Source organism: Bacillus sp. FJAT-27251 (assembly GCF_001273925.1).
Taxonomy (GTDB): Bacteria; Bacillota; Bacilli; order Bacillales; family Cytobacillaceae; genus Mesobacillus_B.
The window spans coordinates 2,684,358-2,702,164 of sequence record NZ_LIGG01000001.1 but is presented as its reverse complement, the minus strand read 5'-3'; the positions used below and the strand labels follow the sequence as shown (position 1 = coordinate 2,702,164).

Genomic DNA, 17,807 nt, shown 5'->3' with positions numbered 1-17,807 from the left:
AATATATCATGCTACTACCTACATTCATGGACACCTGTACACACTCTCTAAAAATGTATTTCTGTTATCCTCTCTCTACACGCACCCCTCCTTTAATTTTATAATATAAAACCACGTTCTCTTAATGGACGGGCCATTATTAGGGTATCTTCTTTCAAAAGGATATTTGTTTTATATTATAAAACTTAGTTTTCTATTAATGAATTATCTGTTTCCAATAATAGCTCGGTGTCCAGTTTGTGTCAATATTATTTTCTAAATTTTTTAATTATTTCTTCAATTCTTATATTTGAATTATTTTTTCTGATTTTCGTCCTCTTTCCTAGTGATTAATATTCGCTATGAATCCACCAGCCAATATTCCCCAAAAGAAAGTGGTGATTACCATAGGTACGGTAAACCTTACAGTGAAGTATAAAAGGATGTAAACGACACTCAATAACAAAGGGAAAGCTGAGTAGGTATTAACAGGACTAGTAGTGAGTACACTCCCTGCAACGATGTTTCCAAATCCACCATATCATTGGTAAAACAACGAAAACAGGCTATCAAAATGTGATAGCCTGTTAAGCTAGGTTCATCCTCATACCTAATGTTTTCAGCAGTTGTTATTGGTTCAGAAGTTTTCTCTGTATAATTTGGCCTTAAAAACTACTAGACGGTTATTCAGTTACCTTCCAATTGGTAACAGTATCTGTGACATTGGTTCCATCTGCTTTTACAGCTGATGCAATCGCTACATTGTCACTTTCTTTTAGATCCACACCTTCCCAAACAAATACACCTGGCTGCTGCAATATACCCTTACCGTAGTCTTTACCGTTTACAGTTAAGGTCACTTCCTCCAGGTTTGAATAAACCTTTACAGGTGTGGTACTTTCTTCCCTTTCAGAATATCTCTTACTTGTGATATAGACAAATTGGTCTTCTTTATTCCATTGTGCTTTATAGAAATAGAATGCATCTTTCTTAGTTTGGCGATCATGTGATACAAGCCCCTTGGTATTAATACCTGGTGTTGACGCCTCGTTTTTCCCGGAAACACCAAAGTCAAACATATTCCAGACATGAGTTGCCCATAACCAAGGACGCTCACTTATGACGCTCCATGCCTTTTCATGAAGATAATTTTGATATTCTTCTGGCTGCCATGGACCACGTGAAGCTGCGCTGTTCCATTTATTGATAAAGTCCTCATCAATCACGTCATGCTGATAAGGGTTTGCACCGCCGCCATACTCGGAAATACCTAGTGGAACATTTGGATGCTCTTCATGTAATGTGTCAAGATAGCTAGCCAAATCTCCGGCTTTATTATAATACCAGCCAAAATAGGTATTAAAAGAGGCAACATCTATGCTTCCACTTTCATTCCAAGCCAAATGTCTATCCAAAACTTGCTTATAACCTTCAGGGTCACGTGAATTATTTCCCTGAATAGCGTGAGTAGTCGGTCTGTTAGGATCTAATTCCTCTGCCTTCGTTCCCAAACGCTCAATCAATTCAGTTGCCGCAGCATACTGCTCTTCAAGACTTTCGCTAGCGTTCCTGCTAGTATAGAAGCCGTTGCCGCCAAATTCGTTTTGAAGCCCCCATGTTACAATGGACGGATGGTTATAGTTTTGTTTAATCATCTCCGTTAATTGTTTTACGGCATTGTTTGAGAATTCTTCTGTTAGTGTCATAGTGTTTACCAATGGAATCTCAGCCCATACGACCAATCCCATTTCATCAGCCTTATCGTAAACATATTGTGAGTGTGGATAGTGAGCGACCCTTAGTGTATTCGCACCAATTTCCTTAATCAGTTCAAAATCTTCTGCCCTGACTTCATTTGGCACTGCATTGCCATAACCTTTTCTGTCCTGGTGGATGTTAACACCACGGAGCGGGTAACTTTCTCCATTTAGGATGAACCCTTTGTCAGGATCCACAGAGAAATAACGGAAGCCTACTTTTTCATTTACCTGGTCAATTTCTTCGCCTTTTCTTGTAACCGTTACTTCAACAGTATATTGGTACGGATCCTTTGTCCCATTCCATAGGTGTGGATTATTTATTTTGAGTGTACCTGTAAAATCAGCAGTATTTCCTGACACCTCTGCAGACTTCACCTTTTTCCCATCGACTTTTAATTCGGTTCTTGATTTGATTTTGCCCTCTGCATCTTTAATTTCAGCTCTAACTTCTAAAGAGTTAGATGTACTTTTTGCATCCTCACTGCTTACTTTTACTGGCACTCTAAGGGAAACCTCGGCCTTTTTCTCAATGGATTCGTCATTCGGAATGGTAACATATACACCACTTGAACCATCATCTTCTACATCAATATAGGTTTGGTCCGTGGCTATCAGATTTACACTTCTGTAAATACCGCCAAAAAAGGTGAAGTCTCCTGCTAGTGGAGCTGAATCCTTTACTTCATTGTTTACCCTTACAGCTACAATATTTTTTTGCCCAAAATTTACATGGTCGGAAATATCAACTGTAAATGCAAGATAGCCACCTATATTGGTATGCACCGACTTGCCATTAACAAAAACTTCTGCCTCTTTGTTTGCAGCCCCAAATTGCAGGAATAATTTTTTACCCTCATAACGATTAGGAATAGTTAATTCTTTTCTGTACCACCCATCTCCTTGGTAATATTCCCCTAGGTCAATGCCGTCCTCAGCATTCCATGTATGTGGAAGGCTTATCTGTTCCCAGCTGCTATCATTAAAATTAACTGCACTAAAATTTTCATCCGTGCCTTGAGCACCMTTATGGAATGTCCAATTGGCATCAATATTTTCAACGATTCTGCCTGTGTCTTTAACATCGCTTTTTTCTCCTTGTTTTGCTCCTACGCTCGGTAAAGCCAGCGAACATAGCAGCATGAGAACCAGCGTGAATAATACAGATTTTCTTAATGTATTCAACAATCTTTCCTCCCTTTGCCTTTGTTAAATCGTTTACAAGAAACACCGAAACAGGACTTCTTTCCCTCCCTTTATGTTATCTTTCAAACTCTTATATTCGTGGTGGGGGAAATATTCATGTTGTATAAACATTATAGGCTGTTGTAAACGCTTTCTCAGTGTCCTAAATTTATGCCATGCTATCTTTTATTAACATTCAATAAAGGGAGAAAGATTTTCCTAAACGCAAAAAAAATAAGAGATAAACGTCGCTAAAGAATCATAATGTCTTTTGCGGTTCATCCCTTAGTTTGTTTAAATTTGGTTTTATACTCAGCAGGAGTCATGCCATAAGTTTTCTTAAAAATTTTGTAAAAATAGCTATGATTGGTGTAACCAACTTCAAAGACTATATTTTCAATCGTCAAATCCGTATTCTTGAGTAAATGGCTGGCCTCAGACATTCGAACATCAAGCAATAGATCTTTATAATTTTTACCGAATTCTTGTTTAATAAAAGTGCTTAGATAACTTGGATGAAAATTGAAGTAATCCGCCATTTCTTTAAGATTCGTATTTTTATATCGATCTCTAATGTAGTTCAAGATTTTCTCCTTCACTTTATGTTTTTCATCGTTAATGAGTTCTCCATCCCTTTTGGTAACTTCTCTTGATAATTCAGTAAAAAGAATTAAAAGATAGCCATTAATAGCAGCTGTTGATGTAATTTCGGCTGAATAGTATTCCAGAAGCAGGTTCTCTAATAGTAGCTTTATCACAGAATCTTCTTTTACATGGTGTTTCAAGAAGTTTTGAGCCTTACTCTTGGAGTATAGACTATTTATGATAAAATTCGAAACATAGTTATCATCGGACAATAAATACATAAATACACCATCGAAGAATTCAGTTGTCAAGAGAATATTTACAACTACATCTGATTCACCTAAAGGCAATGAGCTATGTACAATATTTCTGTCCAAAATACATAAGTCCCCTTTTCTCATTTCGAGTTGCCTTCCTTTTATGTTCTGAATGAAACTACCTTCTAAAACATAGACGATTTCAATGTATTCATGTTTGTGTTGTATAATAGGTAAATATTTTAATTTTCTTCTTATTACAAACTTTTTTGCGGCTAGCTCATTATTAGGATAAGAGGTAATAATCCCTTCTTCGTCTGTATCCAAAATAATATTTCGTTGGTTCTCCCCCAACTTATTTCCGTTTTGTCTAATCTTTCTTGAAAACTCATCAGGATGCTGTAGGTAATATTCTTCTATTCCAGTCCTTTTGTTAATGATCTCCAACAAATCCCTATAACCCTTGAGTTTCATTGAAATACTCCCCAATCTTTGATACCCATAATGATTTTTTTCATTTTAGCATGAGCATTTTAAATAAAAAAGTTATAAGATTCAAAAATCAATGCAGCTAATCATTGGGGCAACAAGGATTCCCCGGTGTTGCGATCAGAAAACACTATATTCCCTGTCCATGCCTGGTCTCCCGAAGAAAGTCATACCCCTGTTCTTTGTTGTATATAAGTCCATTCATAAAACAATTTTTTAATGCTAGTACTCGCCTTAAATTAGATACTATAAACCTAGTACTCGCATTAAAGCTATGCTTACCAGCATTATATGGCGTCTAACCAGCATTATATTATCCCTTACCAGCATTAAATGTATTTTTAATACTAGTACTCGTATTATTCACTTGCCTTACTTTACAAAAGGTCGCAAAATGCCCAAGGTTTACAAGAAAAATACTCATTTTCAATGTATGATTGACTCAAATCTAATAAGAAGGCTCATTGTTGATTCTAAAACCTAGCCAAATTACAAAGCGACTTTTATTTTTAGGTTGAAGTGCTACTGATACAACCGGAACAAGCTTATTTCACCCCTGGTGGGCCAAGAAAGTTCAAAAGGGTTACCCTCTGCAGAAATGATCTGCACCTGGGGCAACCCTTGCTTAAATACTATTGATAAATGATTGAATATAAGGCAAAGCAGCGCCGATTGGAACTCCATTTTCAGGAGATTGGCTAATATAAATAAATGGCTCATGATTTGGGAAAGCAGATCGCTCATTCACTTTTTCATGCAGGCGTTCAAGGTCATGCGGCGTTAAATAGGGGGAAAGATGTCCCCCTATAATAAATTCCCGGTTCAAGACAAGATGGATATTGTTGATGGAAAAAGCTAAATCATTTAAAAAAGCCTCCCACCTCTCTGCATAAGACGGGCTGCCAGCGCGGAGCTGTTTAAAAAAAGATTCTAATGATTCGTCTTCTTCCAAAAGCGCATTGACGGAACTATACGTTTCCATGCAGCCTGTTTTCCCACAATAACAAGAAGGCCCATCAGGATTTATGGTCATATGCTCTACCGTTCCCCCATGCCCTTCTTTTCCCATATAAATTTCACCATTTAAAATAACAGCTCCCCCAAGATGCATCCCAATCGAAAGATAGACAGCATCTCCAAGGTTATTTCTTACCCATAGCTCGGTTGTTGCGGCACTCTTCGCATCATGCATGAACATACAAGGATAATTAAGGTGCCTTTGCAGCACATCAATTTCCAGCCCTGTACAATTTAATATTTTTCCATAGGTGATTTTTTGTCCATCAATGGAAGTTAAGGCTTGAACGGCAAACCCAACTCCCAAAACATACTCTTCTTCCACTTCCAAGGAGGAGATGAATGCTTTTACAGCCTCACTAAGCTCTTTATAGTAATGATCTTCATTTGAAAAAGGCAGCGACAGGTCACTTTGCTTAAAGGGAACACCATGCAAATCAAGGGCCAACATTCGTACTGTCTTTTTCTGTATTTCAACCCCGATGCTGACACGGGACTGGGAACATATGCTGTAAGCAGTTGCCCGCCTGCCAACGGAGGATTTAAATTGGCCGCTTTTTTCAATCAGTTTTTCATCTTCCAATCTAACCAGGTTCTGGCTGACAGTAGGCAAGCTTAAATGAAGCTGATTGGCAATTTCTTGTTTTGAAAGCTTTCCCTTCTGATAAAGAAGCTGGTAAATCAGCGAATAGTTATTCTTTTTTATATCTTTAAACGTGATGCTTTGATCCATGAATGCGACCTCATTATATAAATTAATTTTATAAAAAACATTTATTTAATATGTTCTAAATATAACACAACGCCTGAGAGTGTCACAACTTGGCCAACCTAGAAAATGAAAGCTTTTTCATTTTTTGGTTGACGTACCTGAAAAGTTAGTTATATTATATAAATACATTTTATAAAATCATTTTACAAAATGAATTAATAAAAAGCGAGGTCCAAAAATATGGGAATCATCGAGAAAATGAGACTGGATGGAAAAAAAATATTTGTTACTGGCGGCGCAAGAGGAATCGGCAAAAGTGTTGCCACTGCCTTTGCTGAAGCAGGAGCCGATTTAGCGATTGTTGATTTGGATATCGAAGAAGCAGAAAAGACGGCGGCAGAACTTGAAAACGCCCATGAAATTAAAGCGATTGCAATTAAAGCGGATGTGACAAACCCAGAAGATGTAGAAAGCATGATGAAAAAAATCCTGGAGGTTTTTGGACGTCTGGATGTAGCGTTCTGCAATGCTGGCATTTGCGTGAATGTCCCTGCCGAGGAAATGACGTATGAACAATGGAAAAAAGTTATCGATATTAACCTGACTGGGGTCTTTTTAACCGCACAGGCAGCAGGAAAAGTCATGCTAAAACAAGGTGGCGGTTCGATCATTAACACGGCGTCGATGTCTGGACACATTGTCAATGTGCCGCAGCCGCAAGTATCCTACAACGCCTCGAAAGCGGGTGTGATTCAGCTGACGAAATCACTGGCAGTTGAATGGGCAACAAGAAATGTGCGGGTCAACAGCATCAGTCCTGGATATATTGGCACAGAACTGACTCTGAATTCACCAAGCTTGCAGCCATTGATCCAGCAATGGAATCAAATGGCACCTCTTCAAAGAATGGGCCGGCCAGAAGAACTTCAATCCATTTGTGTGTATCTCGCGGGTGATACGAGCAGTTTCACTACCGGCGCTGACTTTGTAATCGATGGAGCCTTTACTTGCATTTAGCAGACTGAAAGAATTGAATTTTGTTAGAAAAGGAGAATCCCTATGAACTATCTTCTCGGAACAGATATTGGGACATCCGGTACGAAAACCATTTTGATGGATACGAATGGCCATTTGATCGCCCAAGACTTACAAGAATATGATATATTGACCCCTAAACCGTTATGGGCGGAGCAATGGCCGGATGTCTGGCTGGAAGCAGCAAAAGCTTCGATTAAAAATACAGTAAAGAAATCCGGTGTGCCTGCAGAGAATATCCGCGGCATTGCGATCAGCGGTTTGTACGGCGGTTCCGGCATTCCATTAGACGAAAACATGGAACCTGTCAGGCCGTGCATGATCTGGATGGACCGCAGAGCGGAAGAAGAAACCAAATGGGTGCTGGATCAGATTGGCGAAGAAAAGCTGCGTGAAATTACCCATAATGGAGCCGATCCTTATTATGGCTATACGAAAATTCTATGGATGAAAAATAACGAGCCGGAAAACTGGCAGAAAACCAAGCTGTTCCTTCCCCCGAATGATTATGTCATATATAAGTTAACGGGTGAAATCGCGATTGATTATTCTTCTGCCGGGAACATTGGCGGGATTTTTGATATGAACAACAGAACCTGGTCGGAAGAAATGCTGGAGGCAATGGGAATTCCGCTTTCGATGATGCCTGAAAGAATAGTGGAATCAACGGATATCGTTGGCGGACTAACAAAAGAAGCGGCAGCAGAATTGGGTCTGACAGAAGGAATGCCGGTGATCGCAAGCGGGATTGATTGCGGGGCGGCCAATATCGGCCTCGGTGTTTTTGAATCAGGCATTTATGCAGCGGCCATTGGCACTTCGATGTGTGCTGCGTTGATTTCGGACAAGCCTGTAAAAGGAAAAGATCTCATTGTCTGGCCGTATTTATATAATGCGAAGAAGCTTTCCTATTATTTTGCTGGCGGCAATACAGCTGGAGCGATTGTGAAATGGTTCCGGCAAACGATGTGCCAGTTTGAAATCGAAGCCGAAAAAAATGGCGGGCGGAATGCCTATGATGTCCTGAATGAACAGGCAGCGGACATTCCTGTCGGAAGCCAGGGTCTTATTGTCCTCCCCTACTTTATGGGCGAAAGAAGTCCAATTTGGGATTCAGACGCAAAAGGAACCATCGTCGGACTCTCGTTGGCGCATACGAAAGCTCATATCTATCGTGCCTTTCTGGAAGCGGTTGCCTTCTCCTTAAAAGATGCCATTGAAGCAACCGGAGAAAATCTCGGGGAATCCATTTTAATTGCCGGCGGCGTAACTAAATCAAAATTGTGGCGGCAAATCTTTGCCGATGTAACCGGATATTCGGTCTTCTGCCCGATTCATGATGTTGAAGCCAACATGGGTGATGTGATGCTGGCTGGAATCGGGACTGGCCTCCTCACCTATGAAGACGTAAAAACATGGCAGGTTTTAGATGAAAAGATTATGCCAAATCAGGAAAACCATGAAAAGTATAAAGAATATTATGCTGCCTACAAATCAATCTATCATCATTTAAAGGATGATATGAAAACGTTGACAAGACTATCTCAATGAATACGAATAAACAAATTCTTTAGGCTTTGAAAACTTGCAAAAGGAATTGGGGATGGAAACGGAAATGACAAAATGGAGAAAACGATTTGGGTATGGAATTGGTGATTTAGGATGTAACCTTGTTTTTAGTACAATGGCCTCTTACTTATTGTTTTTTTATACGGATGTTTTTGGGATTACGGCAGCCGTTGCAGGTACAATGATGCTGATCACCAAAATCATCGATGCGGCAACCGATACCGGGATGGGACTATTGGTTGACCGGACACATACAAGATGGGGACAAGGAAGGCCTTATTTTCTGATTGGCGCCGTGCCGTTTGCTGTGTTTACCTTCTTAACGTTTTATGTTCCGGATTTTGGGATGACTGGCAAGATTATTTGGGCATATGTGACCTATACCTTGTTATGTACAGCTTATACGGTTGTAAATATCCCGTTAAACACCATCGTTCCAAGGTTAACTTCAGATAACCAGGAACGAAATTGGCTCGTTTCAACCAGAATGATCTGCGCCTTAATCGGTACAGCATTAGTCATGTCGATTACAACGCCACTAGTAGAGTTTTTCGGTCAAGGAGATGCAGAAAAAGGATTCTTGATCACAATGACGCTCTATGGCATTATTGCAATGGTGATTTTTGTTCTCACATTCATGAGTACGAAAGAGGTTGTCCCTCCTTCCGTCACCCATGAGAAATCTTCTTTTAAACAAGATTTAAAAGGATTGACAGGCCAAAGCATGATTTTCTTTGCGCTGAATTTTCTCTACTTCGCTTTATTTGTTATCAGAAATACAACGGTGATTTATTATTTCACCTATAACCTTGGACGGACAGACTGGCTGACGTTTGTTGGGCTTTTTGGGATCCTTTCCGGACTTCCGATGCTATTGATCCTGCCATGGCTGCAAAAGCAGATGGGCAAGAAAAATGTCTTGCTTTTAAGTACCCTCATTTATATTGGCGGAGATTTAATGATTTATTTAGGCGGGTCATCATCTATTTCCCTTATTGCCGGACTCGGCATAACCGGACTCGGGATATATGGGATTTTTGGCACCATCTTTGCGATTCAGCCTGATATCATTGATTATTCGGAGTACAAAAAGAAACGCAGTATTGCCGGAATGATTGCGGCTTTCCAAGGGTTTTCTGTAAAAGCAAGCATGGGGCTTGCAAGTGCATTTATCGGAGGACTTTTAAGCTTGGGTGGTTATGTTCCAAATGCCACGCAAACAGCAACTGCTTTAAATTATATCGAAATCAGCTTCATCTGGGTGCCGTTGATTATCTGTTTACTGATTGGCGTAACGGTTTGGTTTTATAAACTCGATGATAAGCGTACTGATATGGATATCGAGCTCGAGCGCCGCCGTCATTTACCTGGCCAAAAAGTAGCCAACCTTTAATAGAATATCGATCATCATCCTTGGATAAAGAGAATGACCAATCCCCTCCCCCACATGCGATTTATGGGAGGGGATATTTTCATTTACTCCCCAACATCCATAACATTCCCCTTCCAAACGGGAGGTTTTCCCTGCATATTACTAGAATTGCAGCACGAGAACACCCGCCCTGCTTACGAAAAACAAAAGAAGCACAGGTAGCTCCCCGTGCTTCTTCTGAGTCTCATTTAGTTTGCAATTCTCACAATCGGTTTAATGGTTTCACCCGTTTTCGAATCTTCGAAGGCTTTGTTGATGTCTTCGAATTCATAGAATTTAACTAATTTATCAAAGGGGAATTGTCCTGCTTTGTAGTAATCCACTAATTGTGGAATGAAGACGTTTGGTACGGAGTCGCCTTCTATTACCCCCATCATGGTTTTTCCTTCCGCCATGATATCATTATGCACGTCAATATCCATTACTGGTGTCACGCCGACAATCGCCGCAGCCCCAAGCGGGCGCAATGCCTGTAAGCTTTGACGGACAACTGGAGGAACTCCTGTTGTCTCGACTGCATAATTTGTGCCGCCGTTTGTTAGTTCTTTAATTTCTTTCACTACATCCACTTTTGTGCCGTTGAATGTATGGGTGGCACCAAGCTCCTTAGCTAGATCCAGTCGTGAATCGTGTATATCAATGGCAATAATCGTTTTACAGCCTGCAATTTTTGCAGCCATAATCGCGCTTAGCCCAACTGCACCTGCCCCATAAATGGCGATGGTTGAACCGAATTCCGGCTTGATTCTATTTAAAACAGTCCCTGCTCCTGTTTGAATTCCACAGCCTAAAGGACCCAATAACGCTAAATCGACCTCTTTGTCCACTTTGACAACGTTGCGCTCGTGGGCAATGGCAAAGGTGCCAAATGAGGATTGGCCGAAGAAGGTTGAAAGCGGCTGGCCGTCTTTGGATAATCGATGTGTATAATCATCATGCTTACCGCCAAAATTCAAATCATTGAACGTTTCACAAACGGTTGGGTGGCCCGTTAAACAGTTATCGCAGTGTCCGCAATGGGCGAAAGATAGGACAACATGATCGCCTTTTGCAAGACGTGTAACCCCTTCACCAACTTCTTCTACAATCCCGGCACCTTCATGTCCTAGCACTGCTGGCAGCGGGGCAATGGCTACATCACGTGCAACGGCATCTGTATGGCAAACACCGGTAGCAACGATTTTCACTAAAACTTCATTTGCTTTTGGAGCGGCTAGTTGTACTTCCTCAAGTACAAAATCCTGACCCTGTCCAGGTGTAACTGCTGCTTTAATGTTCATAGTTGCCTCCTTCTGATTAAAATATCCTGAATTAAAGGTAATTGATTCCATTATATTTTTTCACACTCAATTGACCATTCGCAAGTAAAGTGCTTCTTTGCGATTCATCGTTAGTTTCTTCCAATATCATCGGTGTATTATGGTATAGTAAAAAAGGAAATTTTCAAAAGGGAGCCAGTATATGGGAACAAAAACCAAACAAAAACGAAACAAACTGCTGATGATTTTTCGGGGACTAATTGTCATGATTGGCGGATTTATCGCGGCCTATGGACTGGAAGCGGTATTGATTCCAAACAGCGTGTCTGATGGAGGCGTAACAGGTCTTAGCATCGTAGGTTCACAGCTTTTAGGCATACCGTTAGGCACCCTTATTGCCCTGCTTAACCTTCCGTTTATCTGGTTGGGATATAAGCAGATTGGAAAAAGCTTTGCGATTTATTCAATACTTGGAATCGCGTCACTGGCGATCAGCACCTTCCTCATGCACCATATTCCTACAATTATCGTAGGAGATACGTTGTTGATTACCGTGGTTGGAGGCATCATTCTTGGGTTTGGAATGGGATTGGCACTGAGGAATGGCGGCGCCTTGGATGGAATCGACATGCTGGCGGTGCTGCTTTCGCGAAAGCTGCCGTTTGGGACAAGTGATTTAATCCTTATCTTAAACATCTTTGTCTTTATCTTTGTTTCGACTGTATTTGGTCTAAAAGGAGCCTTGCTTTCAGCCATCGCCTACTATATCGCTTCTAAGGTGATTACGATCGTGGAAGAAGGTTTAAGCGGGGCCAAAACGTTCAAAATCATCACCACTCAGCCCGAATTAATGGTTGAGACCATCCGTGACCGCCTGGGCCGAAGCGCGACCTATAATGAAGTGTACGGTGGATATTCCAATCAAAAATTCAAGGAAATCACCTGTATTATTAACCGCTTGGAAGAAACGAAAATAAAAGAAATCATTAATGAAATCGACGAAGCCGCCTTCGTGACTGTGTATGAAGTTGCCGAAGTGAAGGGCGGGAGTTTCAGGAAGCGCAATATTCATTAAATCAGCTTTTCAGTGTGTTTGCATAGGCCGAAACGTTAGGATCATCCAAACGTTTCGGCCTTTTTCTTTTAAAAAGAACGCAGATGCCTGGTCGCGCTAAAAACCCCTCGAAATATTTTACAAAAACAAGGAAAGAATAAATCTGTCCTGCTTTGCACAGCATACAATAACCACTGCTTTTAGAAATAACATTGAAAGGCGGTTTTAAGTGCCATGGGGAAAGTAAAATTATGGACAAACCAATATGTCGTCATTATATTATTGGCTTTAGTCATATTCTCTTCTTTTTATATGATTACAGCGGGTTTCCCAATTTTCGTCTCTACCATTACTGATAATCCTGCCATTGCAGGAACGATGACCACGACCCTCATGCTAGCCTCACTAATCACGCGCTTTTTTGCAAGTGTAATTATCCAAAAAGTGAATATGAAATTGCTCCTGATTATTTCGATCCTTTATTTTTTGGGTACAATCGGCCTTACTTTTGTAAATGACTCCATCGGATTTTTGATATTGATTAGAGCCCTGCAAGGCATTGGGTTTTGTATGCTGACGAATTTGCTGTTCACGATTTCAAGCAATATTGTCCCCAAATCCCGGTTAGGCGAGGGCATTGTATATTTCGCCATGTCTACAAGCGTTGGGACGACACTTGGGCCGCTAATCGCCATTGCCTATCTGGCGAAGTATTCATTCCGGTCGTTGATGCTGTTAACCATGGCTCTTATGTTTTTTGCCTTTTTGTGCAGCTTTTTCACAAAAAATACGGTTAAAAAAGAAAAGGAAAATCCAGAGCCGACAAAAAAGGAACCCTTTTATAAGTACATGTTCGATAAACGTGTCCTTCTTCCCAGCATATTGGTAGCGCTGACTTATATGGCCATTGCCGGAACGGTGAATTTTATGGGGACATTTGGCAAAGAAATCAATGTTGGCGGAAGAATCTCACAGTTTTTTATCGCACAAGGAATCGCAATGGTAGTAATTCGATCTTTCTCTGGTAAGATTTTCGATCGTTTCGGTCATAGAATGCTTATGATTACAGCAGCTATTTCAGGAGCCGGAGGTTTGGTCTTATTAGGCTTCTCTACGAGTATGGGGATGGTTTTGATTTCAGGGGTGTTATTCGGAATCGCCTTTGCCATCCTCCAGCCAACGATCCAAGCGTGGGCATTGACGCTTGTCCCACCCGAGAAAAAAGCTACAGCCAATTCCATGCTGCTCATTTTTATGGATTCCGGCATGGCCATTGGATCCGTCGGACTTGGATTCCTGGCAAACAAGGTTGGGTATGGAATGACCTTCAGTTACTCTGCAGGATTTATGATTGTTATTTTGCTGCTGTATCTGGTTGGGAGCAGGAAGGCAGTAGCCTATAAAGAATCCTGAATGGAACCGTATTGACCGGAAATCCCCCTTTGTTAAGTTTTCCTCCAGTGAACCTTTGTACATGAACAATAATGAATCTGTAATAGATTAAATGCCGTATATTTTCTAGTAACAGGTCCATTCTCATTCGGATATGGAGCATTTAGGAGAAAAACGCAGTTATTGTAGGAAAAAGGCGCTTTAGAGGTGTTATATGACAAATGACGTCGAATTATCGTGTTTGAATACAGTTTGTGATTATTGTTATGCTTATATCTGGTTGACGGTCAATTTAGTCAACTTGCAAGCGATATCTTTGTGAGATAAAACACAAAAACCAAGCGATATCCTTGTGAAACTTATCACAAAAGGAGTTGATACTATTGAGATCTGATACCGTTAAAGGTAACAATCTCAACGAAGAGTTGAGCGATGATTACTCATTGGACCGAGTACCTCTTGCCAAAAGAAACATGGGTTGGTTAAGTATTACCAACATCACATTTGGAATTGCCACCGCTATTTTCTATTTTCAGATGGGAAGTGTGATGGCCCTTCAATTTGGTGCCATCAATGCCATTATTTCAGCTGTTTATGCCATCGTTGTAGCCGGGATTCTCGGAACCTTCATTGCCTATCTGTCGGCAAAATCCGGAATGAACGTGAACCTAATGTCTCGAGGCGGCGGATTCGGCTACATAGGTGCATCATTGACCTCCGTTATTTACGCTACAAATTTTATTATGTACTGTGCACTAGAAGGAATGATCCTGGTCGCAGCTGTACATGAATTCCTTCCCGTTATCCCCGAATGGGCTTTAATTCTATTCTTCGGAACCATTGTCATTCCATTAAATTGGTTTGGAATCAAGCAATTGGATAAATTGCAAAAATGGTCACTGCCTCTGTTCGGCATTTTTTTAATTGCGGCAATTGTTATGGCTGCCCTCACTCCTTCCGTTTATAACGGAACGTTTTGGACGTATATGCCGGAAAACGTCCAGGTTGGAGGAACCGCCTTATTGCTTTGTATTGGAATGCAGCATGGAATCATGGGTTTAACCCCTCTGCTTGCTTCCGATTATGCTCGTTTCTTAAAGCCCAAAGACATGAAGATTGGCATATTCGCCATTGGATTTATCCCGCAAATTTTTTGCTTTGGCGTCATGGGTGGTCTTGGAATTTGGTTCGGTGTCCGTCTCGGAGAGCCAAATCCCGGAGTCTACATGGTCATGCTACTCGGCATGTGGGGAGCTTTATTTACGATGATTACGCAAGTACGCATTAATGTTACAAACATCTATAGCGGTTCATTGTCCCTTTCGAACTTTTTCGAGAATATATTCAACTTTAAACCAGGCAGACGTGTTTGGGTGGTTGTCACAGGAGTATCCGCCATCATCCTGATGCTTGGAGGCATTGTCAATCACCTTGAAACAGCTCTGGTTTTCCAAGGGGTATTCTTATTATCTTGGGCAGCCATCTTAGTGACAGACGCTGTTTTCGTCAAAAGACTCTTGAAGATAGGCCCCTGCTATTATGAAGCAAGGCAGGAGTATCTGCATAAATGGAATCCAGTCGGTGTCTGGTCCCTGGTGATTTCATGCATCCTCGGAACGATTGCCGCCTTAGGATTTATGGGAACCTTCCTGCAAAGCACAGCAGCCTTCTTTGCTGCAATCCTGGCATCGATTCTGACCGTTATTTTGGCAATCGCCACAAAAGGAAAATACTATATTAAAGAAGAAGCAAACGACATCGAAAGAGAAGAATATATTGCTTAATGAAGCAGCAGGACCGTCCCCATGCTCTAAGCATGGGGACGGTCCTTTTTAAAATTCTTTTTTAGTCATCATACTCGACGTCAAGGACTTTTCCAGTTGCTGCATCAATGTCAACTTCTGCTTCTCCGCGGTCTGTTTTCAGTTCTACTTCAAATTTAATAATACCGTCATCCTCATCCTTTTTAATCTCTGTCATTTTCCCGTTCACTGTCTTTTCAGCAATCGCAGTGGCCTCAGCCTGGGAAAGGATACCTGGCTGCTCCTGCCCACCGTTTGGTCGATTGTCATCATCGTCATCCTCATCGCGGTCAATGGAATAGATTTCACCAGTATAAGCATCAATATCCAACTTATAGTCGATATCATTTTCTTCAACCTCTACTTCATAGATGACTTTATCTGCCTCTTTCTCCAGTTCGATCTCTTCGATGGCCCAATTCACTTCTTGAAGGGCTATTTTTTCCACTTCATTTGTGCTTAGGATTGTTTTTCCGTTCTTTACTGCATTGTCGACCTCATTCCCATCATCCTTCTTTGCAGCACTTACAGCAAATGTACCTCCAAACACAAGCGCAGCTCCTAAAGTACCGATTAACAAGTTTCTTTTCATTTTAATTTCCTCCTCATCATTTTCAATCTCATTTCTTATCTTTACTATATCCTCGGGAAATGAGAATAAAGGGAGTGAAAGATGAGAAATTGATGAGAAAGGAGCAATCCCCTTAATTCGTTTTTCAAAACACGCTAAAAAATATCATAAAAAAGAATCCATTTTGATAAGTTCAAAACGGATTCTTTACTTTGTCGTAAAATATCGGTTCTGGATCGACCATTGCCTCTACTTTCATTATACAACGATTTGCAAATCATTTATAGACTACTCTTTTAGCCATTCCAATACTATACTGTAATACACAAATCAAAAAATGGAGGGGTGTACTAATATGAATGACAAAAAAGACGTCCTGGATAATGGTCCTTTTTTTCATGGTACAAAGGCAGAATTGAAAATTGGAGATTTATTGGAGCCGCAACACTTATCAAATTACCAAGATAAAAAATCGAACTATATCTACTTTACTGCCACATTGGATGCTGCTAAATGGGGTGCTGAATTAGCAGCACAGACATCAAAAGAAAGAATCTTTGTTGTAGAACCATTAGGTGATTTTGAAAATGATCCAAATCTAACTGACAAAAGATTCCCTGGAAACCCAACACGTTCTTATAGGTCTAAATCCCCTTTGAAAATAGTCGCAGAATTAAGTTCTTGGGAGAGACATTCCGATGATGAAATAAAGCACATGCGTTCATCCCTAAAAAAGTTGCGTGAACAAGGAAAAGCTGTAATAGACGATTAGCCTTAAGATATGTAAGGGAATGCAATGATTTAAGACGGCCAAGATCAATTTTCTTTTCCCATTGGTTATCACTCTAGGGCTTGGCTTTTGCTACCAAATGCATGCAAAAGCCAAGCTTTAAATACTACCAAATTCGTCAAAAGTTCAAATGTGCCACATAAGTTTACCAGGTGCAAAGTATTATTCATCCAAACGAAATTTGAAACCTTCAACTTAGCAACTGAAAACGCAATTCTTTTGATGAATGGTTTTTTTCTTATTCTACTAAAGCACCCGTATGTTTAAGTACATTTTTTCACAATATGTTCGTTTCATTCACCAGGACTTATTGCTTTCGCTTATAATAAGTTCTTTATTTACTGCACTTCCCATTTAAATTTTCCATTATACTGTTTAAGTCGTTTTTTAACCTGCTCCAATTCATAAAAACTTGTATGTGCTTTTTGGACAATTTCTTCATCTGTTTTGCCTTCTTTTAAAAGAGTCCTGATAAGTTCATACCTCGTTACTTCAAATTCAAAAAAACCATAATACTCTTTAAGCTGATTCTTTATGTCCTTTAGCTCAACATAGTTGGTTGTTGCCATTTGAACGATTTCATTGTCTGTTTTCCCCATCTTTATAAGGGTTCGAACGATACTATATCTTTCACGTATTTCGCCTGTTGCCAATCCCAGTCCATATCCATCATCCCAAGCTATATCGTAGCAATCTTTACAAGGAAGACACTCTTCTTGTTTCTCTTTAACTAATCCCAAAAGTAATGGTAACGAAATTAATGTGATAAGAAATAATGTTTGTTTCACAAATGTCACACCTTTTTTTACCTTAGTATGACCTTTTAGTTCACTAAATTTGTCAAATAAACATTATTCGTTTTTTTCTTTCATTAAACTGCCTTCGATTGTTTAATAAGGAATTCAACAAAAAAGAGTTAACC

The 17,807-nt window shown here is 40.3% G+C and carries 13 protein-coding genes; 7 read left to right on the top strand and 6 right to left on the bottom strand.

What is annotated here, in order from left to right; genetic code table 11:
- Positions 1-662 precede the first annotated feature (662 nt).
- The 3 genes from ADU22_RS12740 to ADU22_RS12730 form a co-directional block, all read right to left on the bottom strand.
- Entirely contained in the window at positions 663-2,921 is a 2,259-nt protein-coding gene (locus tag ADU22_RS12740; protein WP_053362487.1) for a glycoside hydrolase family 2 protein, read from the bottom strand.
- A gap of 278 nt (positions 2,922-3,199) precedes the next feature.
- Positions 3,200-4,237 carry an AraC family transcriptional regulator gene (locus tag ADU22_RS12735; protein ID WP_053362486.1) on the bottom strand — a complete coding sequence of 346 codons (1,038 nt, stop codon included), beginning with the start codon at positions 4,235-4,237 and terminating at the stop codon, positions 3,200-3,202.
- A 640-nt stretch (positions 4,238-4,877) separates the two neighbouring features.
- A complete protein-coding gene (locus ADU22_RS12730; RefSeq protein ID WP_053362485.1) occupies positions 4,878-6,002 on the bottom strand; it encodes an ROK family transcriptional regulator in 1,125 nt (374 codons plus the stop codon).
- Between the two features lie 219 nt (positions 6,003-6,221).
- Here ADU22_RS12730 and ADU22_RS12725 point away from each other — a divergent pair, with 219 nt between their 5' ends.
- From ADU22_RS12725 to ADU22_RS12715, 3 genes are all read left to right on the top strand, one after another.
- The gene (locus tag ADU22_RS12725) at positions 6,222-6,998 is read left to right on the top strand and encodes an SDR family oxidoreductase (RefSeq protein ID WP_053362484.1); all 777 of its coding nucleotides are present in this window, start codon (positions 6,222-6,224) and stop codon (positions 6,996-6,998) included.
- Positions 6,999-7,040: 42 nt separating this feature from the next.
- A complete protein-coding gene (locus ADU22_RS12720) occupies positions 7,041-8,567 on the top strand; it encodes an FGGY-family carbohydrate kinase (protein WP_053362483.1) in 1,527 nt (508 codons plus the stop codon).
- A 64-nt stretch (positions 8,568-8,631) separates the two neighbouring features.
- On the top strand, positions 8,632-9,978 hold the full coding sequence (locus tag ADU22_RS12715) for an MFS transporter (RefSeq protein ID WP_053364559.1): 1,347 nt from the start codon (positions 8,632-8,634) through the stop codon (positions 9,976-9,978).
- A 227-nt stretch (positions 9,979-10,205) separates the two neighbouring features.
- Here ADU22_RS12715 and ADU22_RS12710 read toward each other — a convergent pair whose 3' ends face one another.
- A complete protein-coding gene (locus ADU22_RS12710; RefSeq protein WP_053362482.1) occupies positions 10,206-11,297 on the bottom strand; it encodes an NAD(P)-dependent alcohol dehydrogenase in 1,092 nt (363 codons plus the stop codon).
- Positions 11,298-11,478: 181 nt separating this feature from the next.
- Here ADU22_RS12710 and ADU22_RS12705 point away from each other — a divergent pair, with 181 nt between their 5' ends.
- The 3 genes from ADU22_RS12705 to ADU22_RS12695 all read left to right on the top strand — a co-directional run bounded on the left by ADU22_RS12705 (position 11,479) and on the right by ADU22_RS12695 (position 15,506).
- A complete protein-coding gene (locus ADU22_RS12705; protein WP_053362481.1) occupies positions 11,479-12,351 on the top strand; it encodes a YitT family protein in 873 nt (290 codons plus the stop codon).
- 213 nt (positions 12,352-12,564) lie between these two features.
- Positions 12,565-13,743: an MFS transporter gene (locus ADU22_RS12700; protein ID WP_053362480.1), complete on the top strand. Its 1,179-nt coding sequence runs from the start codon at positions 12,565-12,567 to the stop codon at positions 13,741-13,743.
- A 362-nt stretch (positions 13,744-14,105) separates the two neighbouring features.
- A complete protein-coding gene (locus ADU22_RS12695; protein ID WP_082252846.1) occupies positions 14,106-15,506 on the top strand; it encodes a purine-cytosine permease family protein in 1,401 nt (466 codons plus the stop codon).
- Between the two features lie 61 nt (positions 15,507-15,567).
- Here the strand turns inward: ADU22_RS12695 and ADU22_RS12690 are convergent, their stop codons facing one another.
- A complete protein-coding gene (locus ADU22_RS12690; protein ID WP_053362478.1) occupies positions 15,568-16,116 on the bottom strand; it encodes a PepSY domain-containing protein in 549 nt (182 codons plus the stop codon).
- A 334-nt stretch (positions 16,117-16,450) separates the two neighbouring features.
- Here ADU22_RS12690 and arr point away from each other — a divergent pair, with 334 nt between their 5' ends.
- Positions 16,451-16,867 (top strand): NAD(+)--rifampin ADP-ribosyltransferase, encoded by a 417-nt coding sequence (arr, locus tag ADU22_RS12685; RefSeq protein ID WP_053362477.1) that lies wholly within the window; start codon positions 16,451-16,453, stop codon positions 16,865-16,867.
- A gap of 356 nt (positions 16,868-17,223) precedes the next feature.
- Here arr and ADU22_RS12680 read toward each other — a convergent pair whose 3' ends face one another.
- Positions 17,224-17,673, bottom strand: coding sequence for a hypothetical protein (locus ADU22_RS12680; RefSeq protein ID WP_053362476.1), 450 nt, complete (start codon positions 17,671-17,673; stop codon positions 17,224-17,226).
- Between the last annotated feature and the right edge of the window lie 134 nt (positions 17,674-17,807).

What these genes read in the sequence shown, in the direction of transcription:
- ADU22_RS12735 (WP_053362486.1), bottom strand. Translation starts at nt 4,237, where the DNA reads ATGAAACTCAAGGGTTATAGGGATTTGTTGGAGATCATTAACAAAAGG.
- ADU22_RS12730 (WP_053362485.1), bottom strand. Translation starts at nt 6,002, where the DNA reads ATGGATCAAAGCATCACGTTTAAAGATATAAAAAAGAATAACTATTCG.
- ADU22_RS12725 (WP_053362484.1), top strand. Translation starts at nt 6,222, where the DNA reads ATGGGAATCATCGAGAAAATGAGACTGGATGGAAAAAAAATATTTGTT.
- ADU22_RS12720 (WP_053362483.1), top strand. Translation starts at nt 7,041, where the DNA reads ATGAACTATCTTCTCGGAACAGATATTGGGACATCCGGTACGAAAACC.
- ADU22_RS12715 (WP_053364559.1), top strand. Translation starts at nt 8,632, where the DNA reads ATGACAAAATGGAGAAAACGATTTGGGTATGGAATTGGTGATTTAGGA.
- ADU22_RS12710 (WP_053362482.1), bottom strand. Translation starts at nt 11,297, where the DNA reads ATGAACATTAAAGCAGCAGTTACACCTGGACAGGGTCAGGATTTTGTA.
- ADU22_RS12705 (WP_053362481.1), top strand. Translation starts at nt 11,479, where the DNA reads ATGGGAACAAAAACCAAACAAAAACGAAACAAACTGCTGATGATTTTT.
- ADU22_RS12700 (WP_053362480.1), top strand. Translation starts at nt 12,565, where the DNA reads ATGGGGAAAGTAAAATTATGGACAAACCAATATGTCGTCATTATATTA.
- ADU22_RS12690 (WP_053362478.1), bottom strand. Translation starts at nt 16,116, where the DNA reads ATGAAAAGAAACTTGTTAATCGGTACTTTAGGAGCTGCGCTTGTGTTT.
- arr (WP_053362477.1), top strand. Translation starts at nt 16,451, where the DNA reads ATGAATGACAAAAAAGACGTCCTGGATAATGGTCCTTTTTTTCATGGT.